Source organism: Cellulomonas sp. WB94 (assembly GCF_003115775.1).
Classification (GTDB): Bacteria; Actinomycetota; Actinomycetes; order Actinomycetales; family Cellulomonadaceae; genus Cellulomonas_A.
On record NZ_QEES01000005.1, the window covers coordinates 262,152 to 280,483 of the forward strand.

13 protein-coding genes and 1 pseudogene are annotated in these 18,332 nt (G+C 72.8%); all 14 read right to left on the minus strand.

Annotated features, from left to right (window positions below; genetic code table 11):
- Positions 1–87 precede the first annotated feature (87 nt).
- Positions 88–1,565 (minus strand): annotated as a pseudogene (locus DDP54_RS16625) (glutamate synthase subunit beta).
- A complete protein-coding gene (gene gltB, locus DDP54_RS16630; protein WP_109133097.1) occupies positions 1,558–6,129 on the minus strand; it encodes a glutamate synthase large subunit in 4,572 nt (1,523 codons plus the stop codon). Before gltB ends, DDP54_RS16625 begins: the two are co-directional and overlap by 8 nt.
- 156 nt (positions 6,130–6,285) lie before the next feature.
- On the minus strand, positions 6,286–7,206 hold the full coding sequence (gene lgt, locus DDP54_RS16635) for a prolipoprotein diacylglyceryl transferase (RefSeq protein WP_109133098.1): 921 nt from the start codon (positions 7,204–7,206) through the stop codon (positions 6,286–6,288).
- Positions 7,203–8,003, minus strand: coding sequence for a tryptophan synthase subunit alpha (gene trpA, locus DDP54_RS16640; RefSeq protein ID WP_242448560.1), 801 nt, complete (start codon positions 8,001–8,003; stop codon positions 7,203–7,205). The genes lgt and trpA overlap by 4 nt, the downstream gene beginning before the upstream one ends.
- A gap of 32 nt (positions 8,004–8,035) precedes the next feature.
- A complete protein-coding gene (gene trpB, locus DDP54_RS16645; RefSeq protein WP_242448561.1) occupies positions 8,036–9,301 on the minus strand; it encodes a tryptophan synthase subunit beta in 1,266 nt (421 codons plus the stop codon).
- A gap of 44 nt (positions 9,302–9,345) precedes the next feature.
- Positions 9,346–10,158 carry an indole-3-glycerol phosphate synthase TrpC gene (trpC, locus tag DDP54_RS16650; RefSeq protein WP_109133100.1) on the minus strand — a complete coding sequence of 271 codons (813 nt, stop codon included), beginning with the start codon at positions 10,156–10,158 and terminating at the stop codon, positions 9,346–9,348.
- Positions 10,159–10,345: 187 nt separating this feature from the next.
- On the minus strand, positions 10,346–10,774 hold the full coding sequence (locus tag DDP54_RS16655; RefSeq protein ID WP_109133101.1) for a DUF2752 domain-containing protein: 429 nt from the start codon (positions 10,772–10,774) through the stop codon (positions 10,346–10,348).
- Between the two features lie 16 nt (positions 10,775–10,790).
- Positions 10,791–11,396: a DUF4190 domain-containing protein gene (locus DDP54_RS18860; RefSeq protein ID WP_109133102.1), complete on the minus strand. Its 606-nt coding sequence runs from the start codon at positions 11,394–11,396 to the stop codon at positions 10,791–10,793.
- Between the two features lie 146 nt (positions 11,397–11,542).
- The gene (locus tag DDP54_RS16665) at positions 11,543–11,863 is read right to left on the minus strand and encodes an HGxxPAAW family protein (protein ID WP_109133103.1); all 321 of its coding nucleotides are present in this window, start codon (positions 11,861–11,863) and stop codon (positions 11,543–11,545) included.
- 82 nt (positions 11,864–11,945) lie between these two features.
- Positions 11,946–12,518 carry a Trp biosynthesis-associated membrane protein gene (locus DDP54_RS16670; RefSeq protein ID WP_158274565.1) on the minus strand — a complete coding sequence of 191 codons (573 nt, stop codon included), beginning with the start codon at positions 12,516–12,518 and terminating at the stop codon, positions 11,946–11,948.
- Positions 12,515–14,077 carry an anthranilate synthase component I gene (locus tag DDP54_RS16675; RefSeq protein ID WP_109133105.1) on the minus strand — a complete coding sequence of 521 codons (1,563 nt, stop codon included), beginning with the start codon at positions 14,075–14,077 and terminating at the stop codon, positions 12,515–12,517. Before DDP54_RS16675 ends, DDP54_RS16670 begins: the two co-directional genes overlap by 4 nt.
- Entirely contained in the window at positions 14,074–14,559 is a 486-nt protein-coding gene (gene hisI, locus DDP54_RS16680; RefSeq protein ID WP_277949609.1) for a phosphoribosyl-AMP cyclohydrolase, read from the minus strand. Before hisI ends, DDP54_RS16675 begins: the two co-directional genes overlap by 4 nt.
- Before the next feature lie 25 nt (positions 14,560–14,584).
- Positions 14,585–16,396, minus strand: a complete 1,812-nt coding sequence (locus DDP54_RS16685) for an ABC transporter ATP-binding protein (protein WP_242448545.1) — start codon at positions 16,394–16,396, stop codon at positions 14,585–14,587.
- On the minus strand, positions 16,393–18,240 hold the full coding sequence (locus DDP54_RS16690; RefSeq protein ID WP_242448546.1) for an ABC transporter ATP-binding protein: 1,848 nt from the start codon (positions 18,238–18,240) through the stop codon (positions 16,393–16,395). Before DDP54_RS16690 ends, DDP54_RS16685 begins: the two co-directional genes overlap by 4 nt.
- Between the last annotated feature and the right edge of the window lie 92 nt (positions 18,241–18,332).

Genomic DNA, 18,332 nt, shown 5'->3' on the forward strand with positions numbered 1-18,332 from the left:
TGACCGGGCCTTTCGTGTCGTGATCAGGTGCCGGACGGGACGTCCGAACCCTCGATGGGTACCGACGATGACGTCGGTCGGGGTGGGCTAGGGGCGCAGGGCCACCGTGGTCGCCGTGACCGGCGCGGGGAGCTCGGTGCCGCCGGAGAGGTAGAGGTCGACGGACGCTGCGGCGGCCCGCCCCTCGGCGATCGCCCAGACCACGAGCGACTGACCGCGGCCGGCGTCGCCCGCGACGAACACCCCGGGCACCGAGGTCGCGAAGTCCTCCGCGCGCGCGACGAGGCCGCGGCCGGTGAGCTCGACGCCCGTCTGTGCGGTCAGGTCGGCCGTCTCCGGGCCGGTGAACCCCATCGCGATGAGCACGAGGTCCGCAGGGATGTCGTGCTCGGTGCCCGGCGTCGGCACGCGACGGCCGTCGGGCAGGTACTCGGTCCGCGCCAGGCGCAGCGCGCGCACGCGGCCCGCAGCATCGCCGTCCCCACCGACGAACGCGACGCTCGAGGCGAGGTAGCTGCGTTCGCCACCCTCCTCGTGCGAGCTCGAGACCTCGAACAGGGTCGGGTCGGTCGGCCACGGCTGGCTCGGGGGTCGCTCGGTGGGCGGCTGCTTGCCGATCGCCAGCGTCGTCACGGAGGCGGCGCCTTGACGCACCGCGGTGCCGACGCAGTCGGATCCGGTGTCGCCGCCGCCGATGACGACGACGTGCTTGCCCGCCGCCGTGATCTGGTCCGGCACCTCGGTGCCCGCGACGACGGCGTTGGACTGGTGCAGGTAGTCCATCGCGACGTGCACCCCGTCGAGCTCGCGCCCCGGCAGCGCCAGCTCGCGCGGGACCGTCGCGCCGGTAGCCAGCACGACCGCGTCGAACCGTGCGCGCAGCTGCTCCCAGGTGAGGTCGCGGCCGATCTCGACCCCGGCGCGAAACCGCGTCCCCTCGGCCTCCATCTGAGCGAGCCGGCGGTCGATGTGCCGCTTCTCGAGCTTGAAGTCCGGGACGCCGTAGCGCAGCAGCCCGCCGATCGCGTCGTCGCGCTCGTAGACCACGACGGTGTGCCCCGCGCGCGTCAGCTGCTGAGCCGCCGCGAGCCCTGCCGGGCCCGAGCCCACCACGGCCACGGTGTGACCCGTGAGCCGCTGCGGCACCTGCGGGACGACGAACCCGCGGGCGAAGGCCTCGTCGACGATCGTGACCTCGACGCTCTTGATCGTCACGGGCGGCTGGCTGATGCCGAGCACACAGCTCGACTCGCACGGCGCCGGGCAGATCCGCCCGGTGAACTCCGGGAAGTTGTTCGTCGCGTGCAGACGCTCGCTCGCGTCCGCCCAGTGCCCGGTGCGCACCAGGTCGTTCCACTCGGGATGAGGTTGCCCAGCGGACAGCCGTTGTGGCAGAACGGGATGCCGCAGTCCATGCAGCGCCCGGCCTGCCGGGCGACCATCGGCAGCTCGGCGCGGTCCGGGTCCACCCGGACCTCACGCCAGTCGAGGATCCGCACCGGCACCGGCCGGTACGGCGGCAGCTCGCGCTGCCGGACCTTGAGGAAGCCCGTGGGGTCAGCCATGGGCCACCGTCAAGATCTCGTCCCACACTCCCGGCGCGCCGATGTCCCGGCCGTCGGCCGCGGCCTCGGCGAGCGCGCGACGCACCCGCACGTACTGGGCGGGGATGACGCGCGTGAACCGGCCACGGGTCTCGGCGAGGTCGACGAGAAGCTGGGCGGCGACCGGGGAGGCCGTCTCGTCGAGGTGGCGCCGCAGCAGGCTCTCGACCACCTCGGCGTCGTCGTCGTCGAGCGCGTCGAGCGACAGCTCGCCCGTGCGCACGGCGTCGATGTTGACGAGGGCAGGCTCGAGGTCCAGCACGTACGCCGCCCCACCCGACATGCCGGCGGCGAAGTTGCGCCCCGTCCGCCCGAGCACGAGCACCGTCCCGCCCGTCATGTACTCGCAGCCGTGGTCCCCGACGCCCTCGACGACCAGCGTCGCGCCCGAGTTGCGGACCCCGAAACGCTCGCCCGCGAGCCCGCGGAGGAAGACCTCACCCGAGGTCGCGCCGTAGCCGATGACGTTGCCGGCGATGACGTTGTGCTCGCCCGTCAGCACCGCGTTGCGGTCGGGGCGCACGACGACGCGGCCGCCCGACAGGCCCTTGGCGACGTAGTCGTTGACGTCGCCGAAGAGCCGCAGCGTGATGCCGCGCGGCAGGAAGGCGCCGAACGACTGCCCGCCGGAACCCGTGACCTCGACGTCGATCGTGCCGTCGGGCAGGCCCGCGCCGCCGTAGCGCTTCGTGACCTCGTGCCCGAGCAGCGTGCCGACGGTGCGGTTGACGTTGCGGACCGGGAGCGCGATGTGGACCGGCGTCCCGGCGTCCAGCGCGGGCTGCGCGAGCGCGATGAGCTGGTGGTCGAGCGCACGGTCGAGGCCGTGGTCCTGACCCGTCGTGTGCCGCAGCGAGGAGCCCTCGACGGGCGACGGGACGGCCAGCACCGGCTCGAGGTCGAGGCCCTGGGCCTTCCAGTGCGTGATGACCGGCACGGTGTCGAGCAGCTCGACGTGGCCGACGGCCTCCTCGATGCTGCGGAAGCCGAGCTCGGCGAGCAGCTCGCGCACCTCCTGGGCGATGTACTCGAAGAACGTCACGACGAACTCCGGCTTGCCCGTGAACCGCTCGCGCAGCTCGGGGTCCTGGGTCGCGACCCCGACCGGGCACGTGTTCAGGTGGCAGACGCGCATCATGATGCAGCCCGAGACGACCAGCGGAGCCGTCGCGAAGCCGAACTCCTCGGCGCCGAGCAGCGCTCCGACCAGGACGTCCCGGCCGGTCTTCAGCTGTCCGTCGACCTGCACGACGACGCGGTCCCGCAGGTTGTTGAGCACGAGCGTCTGCTGGGTCTCGGCGAGCCCGAGCTCCCACGGCGTGCCGGCGTGCTTGAGCGACGTGAGCGGGCTCGCGCCGGTGCCCCCGTCGTGACCCGAGATGAGGATGACGTCCGAGTGGGCCTTCGCGACCCCGGCGGCGATCGTGCCGACGCCGAACTCGCTGACCAGCTTCGTGTGGATGCGCGCGACCGGGTTGGCGTTCTTCAGGTCGTGGATCAGCTGGGCGAGGTCCTCGATCGAGTAGATGTCGTGGTGCGGCGGCGGCGAGATGAGGCCGACCCCAGGCGTCGAGTGCCGGGTCGCGGCGATCCACGGGTACACCTTGTGACCCGGCAGCTGACCGCCCTCACCCGGCTTCGCGCCCTGCGCGAGCTTGATCTGGAGGTCGTCGGCGTTCGTCAGGTACTCCGAGGTGACGCCGAACCGACCGGAGGCGACCTGCTTGATGGCGCTCCGACGGGCGGGGTCGTGGAGGCGCTCGGTGTCCTCGCCGCCCTCGCCGGTGTTGGACTTCGCACCCATCGAGTTCATCGCGACCGCGAGGGTCTCGTGGGCCTCGGCGGAGATCGAGCCGTAGGACATCGCGCCCGTGCTGAACCGCTTGACGATCTCGCTGACCGGCTGGACCTCGTCGATCGGGACCGCGGGGCGCACCCCCGTCCGGAACGTCAGGAGGCCGCGCATCGTCATGAGCCGCTTCGACTGCTCGTTGACGCGGTTCGAGTACTGGCGGAACACGTCGAACTGCCGGGTCCGGGTCGCGTGCTGCAGCCGGAACACGGTCTCGGGGTCGAACAGGTGGTCCTCGCCGTCGCGCCGCCACTGGTACTCGCCGCCGACCGCGAGACGCTGGTGCGGCTGCCGGTTGCCGCTCGCCGGGTACGCGTCGGCGTGCCGCGCCGCGACCTCGGCAGCGATGACGTCGAGCCCGATGCCGTCCAGCCTGCTGGTCGTGCCGGCGAAGTACCGGTCGACGAGCGCGTGCGAGAGCCCGATCGCCTCGAACACCTGCGCGCCGCGGTAGGACGCGATCGTCGAGATGCCCATCTTCGACATGACCTTCAGGACGCCCTTGCCGAGCGCCTTGATGAGGTTCGCGACGGCCTTCTCGGGCGAGACACCCGGCAGGTAGCCGCTGCGTGCCAGGTCCTCGACGCTCTCCATCGCGAGGTACGGGTTGACCGCGGCCGCGCCGTATCCGATGAGCAGCGCGGCGTGGTGCACCTCGCGGACGTCGCCCGCCTCGACCACGAGCGAGACGCGTGTGCGGGTGCGCTGACGCAGCAGGTGATGGTGCACGGCGCTCGACAGCAGCAGCGACGGGATCGGTGCGAGGTCGGCGTCGCCGTCACGGTCCGACAGGACGATGAAGGACACGCCGGCCGCGATCGCGCTGTCGACCTGCGCGAAGATCTCCTCGAGTCGTGCCTCGAGCGCGGCGCCGCCACCGTCGACCTTGTACAGGCCGCGGACGGTGATCGCGCGGAACACACCCGCGAGCTGGGGGTCACGGTCGATGTGCACGATCTTGGCGAGCTCGTCGTTGTCGAGCACCGGGAAGTTCAGCAGGAGCTTGCGCGCGTGCAGCGGGGTGTCGTCGAGCAGGTTGGGCTCGGGTCCGATCGCGCCGGCGAGCGCCGTGACGAGCTCTTCGCGGATCGCGTCGAGCGGCGGGTTCGTGACCTGCGCGAACATCTGGGTGAAGTAGTCGAAGAGCAGACGCGGCCGGCTCGACAGCACGGCCACCGGGGTGTCCGAGCCCATCGCGCCGAGCGGCTCCGCCGCGTTCGTGGCGATGGGCCCGAGGATGATCTTCAGCTCTTCCTCGGTGTAGCCGAACGCGCGCTGGCGACGACGCACCGACGCAGCCGAGTGGCGCACGTGCTCGCGCTCGGGGAGCTGGTCGAGCGAGATCGAGTTCTCCCGGACCCACTGCGCGTACGGCCGCTGCGCAGCGAGCTGCGCCTTGACCTCGTCGTCCTCGATGATCCGACCCTGCCCGGTGTCGACGAGGAACATCCGACCCGGCTCGAGCCGACCCTTGCGCACCACGGTCGAGGGGTCGAGGTCAAGCACACCGGCCTCGCTCGCGAGCACGACCAGACCGTCCTCGGTCACCCAGAAACGTCCCGGACGCAGCCCGTTGCGGTCCTGGACCGCTCCGATGAGCGTGCCGTCGGTGAAGGTCATCGCCGCCGGACCGTCCCACGGCTCCATCAGAGTCGAGTGGTACTCGTAGAAGGCCCGCCGCGCGGGGTCCATCTGCTGATGCTTCTCCCACGCCTCGGGGATCATCATCATGATCGCGTGCGGCAACGGGCGCCCCGCGAGGTGCAGGAGCTCGAGGACCTCGTCGAAGCTGCCGGAGTCGCTGCCGCCCGGGGTGCAGACCGGGAGGAGCGGCGCCAGGTCGCCCAGAGCCTCGCTCTCGAGCGTCCCCTCGCGGGCCGACATCCAGTTGCGGTTGCCGCGCACGGTGTTGATCTCGCCGTTGTGCGCGACGATGCGGAACGGCTGGGCGAGCGGCCACGACGGGAACGTGTTCGTCGAGAACCGTGAGTGCACGAGCGCGAGCTCGCTCGCGTAGCGCGGGTCGGACAGGTCGGCGAAGAAGGGCTCGAGCTGGCCGGTGGTCAGCATGCCCTTGTAGACGATCGTGCGGGACGACAGCGACGCGAAGTACACGCCGACCTCGCGCTCCACGCGCCTGCGCAGCCGGTACGTGCGGCGGTCGAGGTCGACGCCCGCGAGCTCACGCGACGGGTCCGCGACGACGAGCTGGCGGAATGCCGGCATCGACGACCGCGCGGTCGGCCCGACGAGGTCCACGGTCACGGCGACGTCGCGCCAGGCGAGGACGTCGAGCTTCTCCTCGGCAGCGATCGCCTCGATCGCGCGCATCGCGGCGCACATCGCGTCCTGCTCGACCGGCAGGAACGCCAGGCCGATCGCGTACTGGCCGACGGGCGGCAGCTCGGCGTCGACGACGTCGCGCAGGAAGGCGTCCGGGATCTGGGTGAGGATCCCCGCACCGTCGCCGCTGTCCTCCTCGGCGCCCACGGCGCCGCGGTGGTCGAGGTTGAGCAGCGCCGTCAGCCCGGCGTCGACGATGTCGCGGCCGGGCGTCCCCCGCAGGGTCGCGACGAAGGCGAAGCCGCACGCGTCACGCTCGGTCGCTGGGTCGTACAGACCGAGTGCGGACGGGGCACGCAGTCCACCGGGGATCACGGGCGACGCGGACATCTGAACCGTCCTCACGATTTCCCCGGCTATCGGGGCCCAACACGAACAGAAGGGTTACGCGGGACGTCATCGGCCCGAACGCGTGGCGACGATACCCGCCCGGGTTTCGGGGCAGTCTCGTCGATACTTGTGTGGTAGGTCACACTACGGCCGCGGTCAGCGGGTGGCTTCCGGTGCCGTCTCTTCGTCGCCCTGCGTTGCCGGTGGATCTCGCAGGAGCGTCGTCTCGCGACCATGATGCCGCCGTGAGACCACGACGAACGCTACCAGCGCTCCGAGGCCGACGACGATGGAGGTCCAGACGTTGAGCCGGAACGGGCCGATGGTGTGCGCGGGGTCGATGCGCAGGAGCTCGATCCACAGCCGCCCGCTCGTGTAGAGCACCACGTAGAGGGCGAACACCCGACCGTGACCGAGCTTGAACCGGCGGTCGAGCCAGATGAGGACCGCTGCCGCCGCGAGGTTCCAGAGCAGCTCGTACAGGAACGTCGGGTGGAAGAGCGTCCCGGAGGGGTACCCGGCGGGGAGGTGCGCGTCATCGATCTGCAGGCCCCACGGCAGCGTGGTCGGACCGCCGAACAGCTCCTGGTTGAACCAGTTGCCCAGCCGGCCGATGGCCTGGGCGACGAGGAGGCCGGGCGCGACCGCGTCGGCGAACGCCGGCGTCCGCACGCCCTGGCGACGGCATCCGATCCAGGCGCCGAGCCCGCCGAGTGCGATCGCACCCCAGATGCCGAGCCCGCCCTCCCAGATAGCGAAGGCCTTCCACGGGTGCCCCCCGGGCCCGAAGTACGCGTCGGGCGAGCTGATCACGTGGTAGACCCGGCCGCCGACGATGCCGAACGGCACGGCCCAGAACACGATCTCGAGGACGTCGTCGGCGATCCCGCCACGCTCGACCCAACGCCGTCGGGTCAGGATCACAGCGGCGACGATGCCCAGCAGGATCGCCAACGCGTAGGCCCGCAGCGGGAAGGGTCCGAGATTCCACACACCCTGCGACGGGCTGGGGATCGACGCGGGCAGCGCGAGCGCCCCCGCCTTGCCCGCGAGAGCCGTCAGCGCCGTCCCCGTCATCGTCGCGCCCCGCGCACGCCCGCCGCGAGATCGGCCGCCACCGCCCTCAGCGCGTCGAGCCCCGACGTGCGGTCGTCCGCCTCGAGGAGCGCCCGCACGAGGGCCGACCCCACGATCACGCCGTCGGCATACCGCGCGACCTCCGCGGCCTGCGCGGCGCGGGAGACCCCGAGGCCGACGCACACGTGCTCGGCGCCCGCGGCTCGCGTGTCCGCGACGAGCTGCTCGGCGTGGGTCCCGACGGTCCCGCGCTCCCCCGTGACGCCCATGGTCGACGCCGCGTAGACGAACCCGCGAGACGCGGCCGACGTCGAGGCGAGCCGCTCAGGGGTGGAGCTGGGGGCCACGAGGAAGACCCGGTCGAGGCCGTGCTCCTCCGACGCGGCGATCCACTCCCCCGCCTCGTCCGGGATCAGGTCGGGGGTGATGAGCCCCGCACCGCCGGCGGAGGCCAGGTCACGCGCGAACTTCTCGACCCCGTAGCGCAGCACGGGGTTCCAGTACGACATGACGAGCACGGGCGCGCCGGACGCGGCCACCCGCTCCACCGCCCCGAAGATCTCCCGCACCCGCGCGCCGCCGGCGAGCGCGTGCTCGACCGCGTGCTGGATGGTCGGGCCGTCCATGACCGGGTCGGAGTACGGCAGGCCGAGCTCGACGATGTCCACGCCGCCGTCGACCATGGCGAGCGCCGCGTCGACCGACCCGGGCACGTCGGGGTAGCCGAGCGGCAGGTAGCCGATGAATGCCGCGCGCCCGGGCGAGTCCGCGGTCCCGGCAGCCAGCCGGGTGAGCAGGTCACCAGTGCGACGCCGGACCTCGACGGGGCTCACAGCTGCGCCCCTTCGGTGGGCGCGGCGGCAGCCTGCTCGTCGATCAGCCCGAACCACTTCGCGGCGGTCGCGACGTCCTTGTCGCCGCGTCCCGACAGGTTGATGAGGATGACCGGGGCCTGCCCCGCCGGGAGCGACCAGCTTGCGACCTCGGGACCGAGCTTGATCACCCCCGCGAGGGCGTGCGCGGACTCGATCGCGGGGATGATCCCCTCGGTGCGGCACAGCACCTGGAACGCGTCCATCGCCTCGACGTCGGTCACCGGGCGGTACTCGGCCCGGCCGATGTCGTGGAGCCAGGCGTGCTCGGGGCCGACGCTCGGGTAGTCGAGCCCGGCCGAGACCGAGTGGCTCGGGAGCGTCTGGCCGTCCTCGTCCTGGAGCAGGTACGACTTGGTGCCCTGCAGCACACCCGTCGCCCCACCGCTGAACCGCGCCGCGTGCCGTCCGGAGGCGATGCCCTCGCCGCCCGCCTCGAACCCGAACAGCCGGACGCCCAGCTCGTCGAGGAACGCGTTGAAGATCCCCATCGCGTTGGACCCGCCGCCGACGCAGGCCGCGACGGCGTCGGGCAACCGGCCGATCTCCTCGGCGAGCTGCACCTTGGCCTCCTCGCCGATGATCTTGTGGAAGTCGCGCACCATCTCCGGGAACGGGTGCGGCCCCGTGACGGTGCCGAGCAGGTAGTGGGTCGAGTCGACGTTCGCGACCCAGTCCCGCAGCGCCTCGTTGATCGCGTCCTTGAGCGTGCGCGTGCCGATCGTCACGGGGACGACCTCGGCACCGAGCAGGCGCATGCGCGCGACGTTGAGGGCCTGGCGGCGCATGTCCTCCTCGCCCATGTACACCGTGCACTCGAGGTCCATGAGCGCGGCGGCGGTCGCGGTCGCGACGCCGTGCTGGCCCGCACCCGTCTCGGCGATGACCCGGGTCTTGCCCATGCGCTTGACCAGCAGCGCCTGTCCGAGCACGTTGTTGATCTTGTGCGAGCCGGTGTGGTTGAGGTCCTCGCGCTTGAGGAACACCCGGATGCCCTCGCCCACGTGCGTCGCGAACCGCGGCACCTCCGTGAGCGGGCTGGGCCGCCCCGTGTACGTCTTGTGGAGCCGTGCCAGCTCGGCGCCGAACGCCGGGTCGGTGAGCGCCTTGTGGTACTCGGCGTCGAGCTCGTCGAGCGCCGCGATGAGCGCCTCGGGCACGAACCGGCCCCCGAAGCTGCCGAAGTACGGCCCCGCGTGGGTGCTCAGCGGCCCTGACGCCAGCGCGTCCTGGAGCGCGGTCGTGACGGGCTCGGTGGACGACCCGCTCACTGCCGGACCGCCCGCAACGAGGGGTGCGCCCCGGCGGCGACGAGGTCGGCGACCGACTTGCGGGGAGCCTCGTCGGTGACGAGCGCCTCGCCGACAAGCACGGCGTCCGCCCCTGCCCGCGCGTAGTCCATGACGTCGTGCGGGCCGCGGACACCCGACTCGGCGATCTTCACGATCCCCGCGGGGATCGACGGTGCGACCCGGGCGAACGTGGTCCGGTCGACGTCGAGCGTCTTGAGGTTGCGCGCGTTGACCCCGATGACCTTGGCGCCCGCATCGACCGCCCGGGCGACCTCGTCGACGTCGTGCACCTCGACGAGCGCAGTCATCCCCAGGGAGTGCACGCGCTCGATGAGGGACGTCAGCACCGTCTGCTCGAGGGCGGCGACGATGAGCAGGACGAGGTCGGCGCCGTGCGCTCGCGCCTCCCAGACCTGGTACGGGGTGACGATGAAGTCCTTGCGCAGCACGGGGATGTCGACCGCGCCCCGGACAGAGTCCAGGTCGGCGAGCGAGCCGTTGAACTTCCGCTGCTCGGTCAGGACCGAGATGACGGCGGCGCCGCCCTTCTCGTACTCGAGCGCGAGCGCGGCGGGATCGGCGATCGACGCGAGGGAGCCGCGGCTCGGGCTCGAGCGCTTGACCTCGGCGATGACCGTCACGGCGTCGCTGACGCGCAGCCGACTGATGCAGTCTTTGGCCTCGGTCATGCGGCCTGCGCGTTCCTTGACTGCTGCCAATGGCGTCGCGGCCTCGCGTTGCGCCAGATCCTCTCGAACGCCTGCGACGATCTCGTCCAGCACGGTCATCGGTGCCTCACTCCCCTCGTCGTCGAGCCGCCGCGCCTGTGACGGCCGCGGCCCTGCCGCCATCGTAGAGGCGACCGCGAGGGGGACAGACCACGCGATCAGGACTCGGACGTCGCCCGTCGACCGCAGACCGCCTCGCCAGCAGCGCCGGCCGTCCGGCTGACGCGGTGCACCCGGGGCGTGTGGATCAGGGCGCGAGCCACGGCGCGAGGACCGGCACGTTGCGCAGGACCGTGAACGCCACGGTCACCACGAGCACGACCCACGGGACCCAGACGCCACGCCGGACGGCGGGAACATCGCTCGCTGCGGCCGGGCCGCACCATGATCGGGCGGTCCAGCACAGCCAGGCGACGACGAGCAGCGGCACCACCACGACCCACAGCGGGTTCATCGCCCAGGCTCCCGCGAGGTCACCGTGCGCGAGGTCGTGAGTGGCGCGCAGCGCGCCGCACCCCGCGCAGAAGTGGCCCGTCAGGACGTAGAGCGGGCACCCGAGGTAGTGGCCGGGCGAGCTCGGGTCCACGACCGCCACGTACGCCGTCGCGGCGGCCACGAGCCCGCCGACGACGAGGGGTCCCCGCAGGCGGTCGAGGTCCGCCACGGGGTGCCGCACGACCGCGAGGCCGCCGCTAGCGCGTGGTCGAGTACGTGTCGACGTAGTCGCTCCAGCTGCCCGCGTTGGCCACCAGGAGGGCGAAGAGCGCAGCTCCGAGCACCGCGAGGCCGATCGCGATCCATCCGACGATGATCCCGGCCGTCGCCAGGCTCCCGTTGTTGGCCTCTCCGGACGCGACGGCTCGCTTCGCGTTGTTCCCGAGGATCACCGCGGGGATACCCGTGAACGGGCCGCACAGCAGGACGATGCCGAGGACCGCGAGGACGATCGACCAGATCGCGAGGTTGTTCTTCGGGTAGGCGTACGCGCCGCCGTAGCCGGGCGCAGCACCGTACGCAGATGCCGCCGGGTACGGGGTCGCGCCATAGGGCGGGCTCGCGCCGTAGGGCGGGGCCGCCGGGTCGGCGGGCTGGACGGTCGGTGCGCCGTAGGGCGGCGCCGCCGGGTAGCCGGGCTGGCCGACCGGGTACCCGGGCTGCTGAGGCTGGACGGGCGGTGCGCCGTACGGCGGGGCAGCGGGGAACGTGGGCTCAGCGGGCGGCTCGGGTGGGCCGTCGCCGGGCTGCACGGGCTGGCCGCCGACGGCATACGGGTCCTGCGGCTCGTTCGGGGTCGACATCAGGCCTCCTGAGATCGCGTCGGGCCGGACGGACGACGTGTGACGACCGCCACTGTGCTGGACGATAGCGCGTCGGCTGCCGGCACGGGTCCGGACGCGTCGATGCGCCGACACCGGCGCCGCGTCAGCAAGCGATGCGCTGCGGCTCAGTGGCCGCCGGTGCGCGCCTGCTTGGCCAGCGTCGCTGCGCCGCCCTGGCCGTAGCCGAGGATCTGGAGGACCTTGCCCGCGACGATCCCGAGCACGATGACGACGCCTCCGGCCCAGACGAGCGGGACGGCCGCGAAGATCATCGCGACGGAGGACAGGACCGCGCCGACGAGCACGACGATGACCGTCGTCCAGGCCGCGGTCGTGTGCCCGTGGTTGGTCGGAGGTGCGCTCGGCGGCAGGTAGGACAGGTCACGGACGGGGGCCTGCGCGGGGACCGCGCGCTCGGCGCGACGTTCGACGGACTGATCGGCCATGGGGGGCGACGCTCCTCGTTCTCGGATCGACGCCCAGCGTATCTGACACCTCGTCCGGATCCTCGGCGATCACGGCGAGTGCTCAGCCCGCGGTCGGGTCGTCGCCGCGGGTCAGGGCGTCCCAGGCCGACCGGTCGTCGTCGACCTCGGCGGTCGCGGCCGACGTCGTCGGCTCGTGCCGGCGCGACGACGCACCCCACCGCGCCGAGGCACGAGCGAGGCCGAGCCCTGCGAGCAGGTCGAGCAGCCCCAGGGCGCACGCGACCCAGGGCCATGGTGTCGCTGCGACGGGACCGGCGAGCTCGGTCACCCCCGTGACAGCAGCGACGGCGACCGTGGCGACCGGTTCGGGGTCCCGGAGCACGCCGACGACCGACACGAGGACGACGACACCCGCGGCAGCCACGACCGCGACGACGACCCAGCGGGCCAGCCGCCCGACGAGTCCGACCGCGGCCGCGGCCGCGAGCAGCACCACCGCGGCCGCGAGGACCCCGGGCGCCGCCTGGCCACCCGGGACCGCGACCTCGACGCCACCGGTGAGCGCGCTCGTCCCGGACGCCCTGAACCACGCGGGCACGGTGGAGCCGGCCGTCGCGGCCGCAGCGACCAGCAGCGCCACGACCCATCGGCCGCGGCGAGAGCCCTCGCTCACCCGCGGGCCGATCTGAGCCGCGCGGCGATCTGCACGGCCCTGACCGCCGCAGCCGCCTTGTTGCGCGACTCCTCGTACTCGAGCCCCGGCACCGAGTCGGCGACGATCCCCCCGCCCGCCTGGACGCTCGCCCGACCGTTCCGGATGAGAGCCGTGCGGATCGCGATGGCCATGTCCATGTCACCCGCGAGGTCGAAGTAACCGACCGTCCCGCCGTAGATCCCCCGGCGTGCCGGCTCGATCTCGTCGATCAAGGCGATCGCGCGGGGCTTCGGCGCCCCGGAGAGCGTCCCGGCCGGGAACGCCGCGATCAGCGTCTGGAGCGCGGTCGCCCCCTCGCGCAGGTGCCCGACGACCGTCGAGCAGATGTGCATGATGTGGCTGAAGCGCTTGACCGCCATGAACTCGACGACCTCGACGCTCGCCGGCTCGCAGACCTTGACCAGGTCGTTGCGGGACAGGTCGACGAGCATGATGTGCTCGGCACGCTCCTTGGGGTCCGCGAGCAGCTCGTCCGCGAGCGCCAGGTCCTGCTCGGGCGTCGCGCCGCGGGGCCGTGACCCGGCGATCGGGAACGTCACGACCCGGCCGTCGGTGACCTTCACGAGCGTCTCGGGGCTGGAGCCGACGACGGCGAAGTCGTTGCCGTCCGCGTCCTGGAGCTGCAGGTAGTACATGTATGGGCTCGGGTTGATGGTCCGCAGCACGCGGTACACGTCGATCGGTGCGGCGGGGCAGTCGAGGTCGAGGCGTTGGGAGATGACGACCTGGAACACCTCGCCGTCGCGGATCGCCTCCTGCCCGGTGCGCACCGACGCCTCGAACTCGGCGCGCGTCGAGCGGAACTCGAGCTCGGGCTCCCCGGCGTCGGCGAGCACCGCGGCCGCCGGCGGCGCCGGGTGCTGCAACGCGTCCTGCATCGCCCCGAGCCGCGCGAGCGCGTCGGCGTACGCGTCGTCCACGCGCGCGTCGGTGTTGTCGAAGTTGATCGCGTTCGCCACGAGCCACACGGAGCCGTCGAGGTGGTCGACGACGACGAGATCGCTCACGAGGCACAGCGTCATCTCGGGCACGCCGAGCTCCTCGGGCGCCTTGGCGGGCAGGGTCGGCTCCCACTGGCGCACGATGTCCCACCCGAGCGCGCCCACGAGACCGCTCGTGAGCGGCGGCAGCCCGGGCACCGCCGGCGTCCGCAGGACCTCGAGGGTCTCGGCGAGGACGTCGAGAGGCGCGCCGTCGAGCGGGACCCCGACCGGGACGTCGCCGCTCCAGACCGCCTGGCCGTCGCGGGTCGTCAGGGTCGCGCGCGAGCGCACGCCAATGAACGAGTACCGCGACCAGGTGCCGTCCTGCTCGGCGGACTCGAGCACGAACGTGCCCGGTCGCCCGCCGGCGAGCGTCCGGTACAGGCCGACCGGTGTGACGTCGTCCGCGAGGAGCCGGCGGACCACCGGGATCACCCGACGGTCCGACGCGAGGGTGCGGAAGTCCGCGAGCGCCGGCCACGTCGAGCCCCACGGGACCTGCACCGGGGCGGGCGCGGCGGCGGGCGTGGTCATGAGGCTCCTTCGGGGTTCGACGGGACGCCCGGGGTCGGGCGGTGGCCGACGACGGCCGGCAGCGGGCCTCCCGCGTCGAAGCACGTGCGTGCGCCGGTGTGGCAGGCGGCGCCGACCTGGTCGACACGGACCAGGAGCGCGTCGCCGTCGCAGTCGATCGCGACCGACTGCACGTACTGCGCGTGGCCCGACGTGTCGCCCTTGCGCCAGTACTCCCTGCGCGACCGGCTCCAGAACGTCACGCGCCCGCTCGTCAGGGTCCGTCGCAGCGCCTCGTCGTCCATCCAGCCGACCATGAGGACCTCCCCCGTGTCGTGCTGCTGCACGACCGCGGCGACGAGACCCGCGTCGTCGCGCTTGAGCAGCGCAGCGATCTCGGGGTCGAGCGCCGACGAGGTCGACGCGACGGGCCCGGTCGAGGAGCTGGCGGTCCAGGGTGCTGCGGTCGAAGGGGCTGCGGCGGAGGTGGGCTGGTCGGGCACCCCGCGATCTTGCCACGGCGCCCCGTCACCGTGTCTGGGAGACCCACGACCGGTGCATCGCGGCGTAGACGCCGCCGTCCGCCACGAGGTCGGTGTGGTGGCCGACCTCGACCACACGGCCGGCGTCGACGACGACCACGAGGTCGGACGCCTCCGCGGTGGAGAGCCGGTGCGCAATCGTCACGGTGCTGCGCCCGTGCGTGAGCGAGTCGAGCGCGCGAGCGATCCGTACCTCCGTCGCCGGGTCGACCGCCGAGGTCGCCTCGTCGAGCACGAGCAGGTCGGCCTCGGCGAGGTAGGCGCGCACGAGAGCGACAAGCTGACGTTCGCCCGCTGACAGCCGGTCCCCCCGCTGCCCCACCGGGGTCGCGAGCCCCTGCGGCAGCTCGTCGAGCCAGCCGGTCAGGCCGAGGTTCTCCACGGCGACGCGCACCACCGGCTCGTACGAGGGGACGTCCAGGCCCGGCAGCCCGTACACGACGTTCTCGAGCAGGGTCGCGTCGAACAGGAACCCCTCCTGCGGCACCATGACGACGCGGCCGCGGAGCTCGGAGAGCCGGATGGCGCGCAGGTCGACGCCGTCGAGCAGCACCTGGCCGTGCGTGGGGTCCATGAGCCGGACGATGAGCTTGGCGACGGTCGTCTTGCCGGACCCGGTGGCGCCGACGACGGCCACCGAGGTCCGGGCCGGGATCGTCAGGTCGATGCCACTCAGGACGGGCGGACCGTCCGGGTAGGCGAACCCCACTCCGCGCAGCTCGATGGTCGCGGGTCCTCGCGGCGACGCGACGCCGGCAGCACCGGCGTCGACCACCTGGATGGGGGTGTCGATCACGGCGAGGACCCGACGCCAGCCCGCGACGGCGTTCTGGAGCTCGTTCAGCACCTCGGTCGCCATCTGCACCGGACCGGTGAACAGCTGGACGAGGAACAGGAAGGCCAACAGCTTGCCGGCCGACAGCGCGCCCGCGACACCCAGGTACGTCCCGGCCACGACGACGACGGCGAGGACGAGGTTCGCGACGAGCACCCCGCTCGAGAACACGAGGGCGACGAGGTTCTGGGCGCGCACCGCGGCGTCACGGGTCGCACGTATCGCGGTGTCGATGCGCCGCTGCGTGCGCGCCTGGGCGCCGTACGCCCGGATCGTCTCGGCCCCCACCACGGCCTCGGAGATCGCACCGAGCAGCGCGCCCACGCGCTCCCGCACTCGCGTGTAGGCGACATTGACACGCTTCTGCAGCGGACCGAGGATGACGAGCAGCGGGACGAAGCACAGCCACACGAGGACCGTGAGCTGCCACGAGTACACGGCCATGAGGCCCGTCGCGACCGCGATCTGCAGGATCGAGACGAGCAGCATGATGCCGCCCCACTGCACGAACAGCGAGATGGTGTCGACGTCCGACGTCACACGCGACACGAGCGAACCGCGACGCTCGGTGTCCTGAGCAAGGATCGACAGGTCGTGGACGTGTCGGAACGCCGTGACCCGCAGGGTCGCGAGCCCGCGCTCGCTCGCCCGGATGAGCCGCACGTTGACGAGCGCCGCGCACGCGCCGCCCAGCAGCAGCCCGACCGCGGCGAGGGCAGCGAGGCCGGCGACCCGTGCCACGTCAGGACCGGCGGACGCGAGCACTCCGGAGTCGATGGTCTGCTGCACGGCGATCGGCACGAGGACGCGCCCGCACGCCGCGAGCACCGCGAGCAGCATCGTGACCCGGAACCCCTCGAGCAGCTGCGGCGAGACCTGCACGCCGCGGCGCAGGGTCGCCCACACGCCCAGGGTCCCCGACGAGCCGATGGTGTGGTCCGCCGACGCGTCCGTGTCCGTCACCGGCCCAGCCCCGGCGGCGGCGTCTGGCCCCGCGGCTCGCTGTCGACGTCCGCCGCGACGGCCCGGCGCTCCGACTCTCGCTCGTACGCGGTCGCCAGGTCGCGGTAGCCCGGGTCGCGTTCCAACAGCTCGTCGTGCGTGCCGCGGTCCACGACCCGCCCGGAGTCGAGGTGCACGACCTCGTCGGCGAGCAGCACCGAGGACATCCGGTAGGCGACCATGACGACCGTCGGCGCGAACGCACGCCCGTCACCCGGCGCCGTGGCCCGCAGACCCGTGAGGATCTGCTGCTCGACGCGCGGGTCGACGGCGGACGTCGCGTCGTCGAGCACCAGCACACGAGGCGACCGCACGAGCGCCCGGGCGAGCGCGAGCCGTTGCCGCTGACCGCCCGACAGGCTCGAACCGCGCTCCCCGAGCGGCGCGTCGAGACCACCGGGCAGCGCAGCCACGACCCCGTCGACGCGCGCCAGGCGCAGCGCGTCCCAGACCTCCCCGTCCGTGGGCGCCCCGGGCTCCCCGTCGTCGCACAGCGTCACGTTGCCGCGGACGGTGTCCTCGAAGACGAACGCCGACTGCGCGACGAGCGCGACCTGCGCGGCGAGGTCGGCCGGGCGGACGTCCCGCACGTCGACCCCGTCGATCAGGACCGTGCCCGACGTCGGGTCCCACAGCCGGTTGAGCAGCGTGACGAGCGTCGTCTTGCCGGCGCCTGTCGGCCCGACGAGCGCGACGGTCCGGCCCGGCGCCAGGTCGAGGTCGATGTCCTCGAGCAGGACCGCGTCCTCCGGGTCGGAGGCGCTCTGCGGCAGGCTCGGCCGCAGCGGCACCCGCACACCGACCCCGCGGAGCTCGACCCGCGCACCGCGGCCGTTCGCGGGCAGCTCCCGGTCGCCGTGCGCCCGCTCGCCACCGGCGTCCAGCACGCCGGCGATGCGCTCGTAGCCCACCAGGGCGCGCGGCAGGTCGCCCAGGACCCAGCCGAACGCGCGGACCGGCACAGCGAGCAGGGTCAGCAGGTATGCGGCAGCCACGATGTCCCCCGTGTTCATGGCGCCCGCGGCGACGCGCGCCGTGCCGACGACGAGCACCAGCAGCGTCCCGAGCCCCGGCAGGAGGTCCATCACCGGGTCGAAGACGGCACGGACGACGCCGAGGCGGATGTTGGCGTCCCGCAGGCGCATCGCCCGCTCCGCGAACCGCGCCTCCTCCCGGTCCTCGGTCCCGAGCGACTTCACGACGAGCGCCGCCTCGAAGCTCTCGTGGGCGACGTCGGCGACCTCCCCCCGCAGCTGTTGGGCGCGCGTCGCGGCGGGCGTCATCCGGCGCTCGAACAGGACGTTCACCCCGATGACCACCGGCAGGATGACGAACGCCGCGAGCGCGATCCACACGTCGGTCGTCAGGAGAGCGACGGCCGCGACCACGAACATGACCACGACACCGAGCGCGAACGGCAGCGGGTTGAAGACCGAGGTCGCCGCCTCGACGTCGGAGCTCGCGTTCGACAGCAGCTGGCCGGTCGCGTGGCGTCGGTGCCACGACATCGGCAGGCGCAGGAGCTGGCGCGTGATGCGCGTCCGGTGGCCGGCCTGCAGGTCGACGTAGCCCATCCCCGCAAAGATCCGGCGTCCGGCGACCCCGGCCGCGAGCGCGAGCGCCACCGCGGCGATGGCGAGCCCGGCCGGCCAGATGCCGTCGCGTGCGCTCGCGGACCCGTCGAGCGCCGGCACCACGACCTCGTTCGTCACCTTGCCCAGCACCTGGCTGATCGCCACGGTCGTCGCACCGAAGACGGCCGACGACCCGACCGCGAACGCGTAGGTGCGAGGCTCGGAGGCCATCCCCCGGCTCAGGAGCTGGACCGAACGGCGCAGCGCCGAACCTGTCAGCGCGGCCCGCGTCGGTGTTCGGTCGCGCGGGTGCAAGCGAGAAC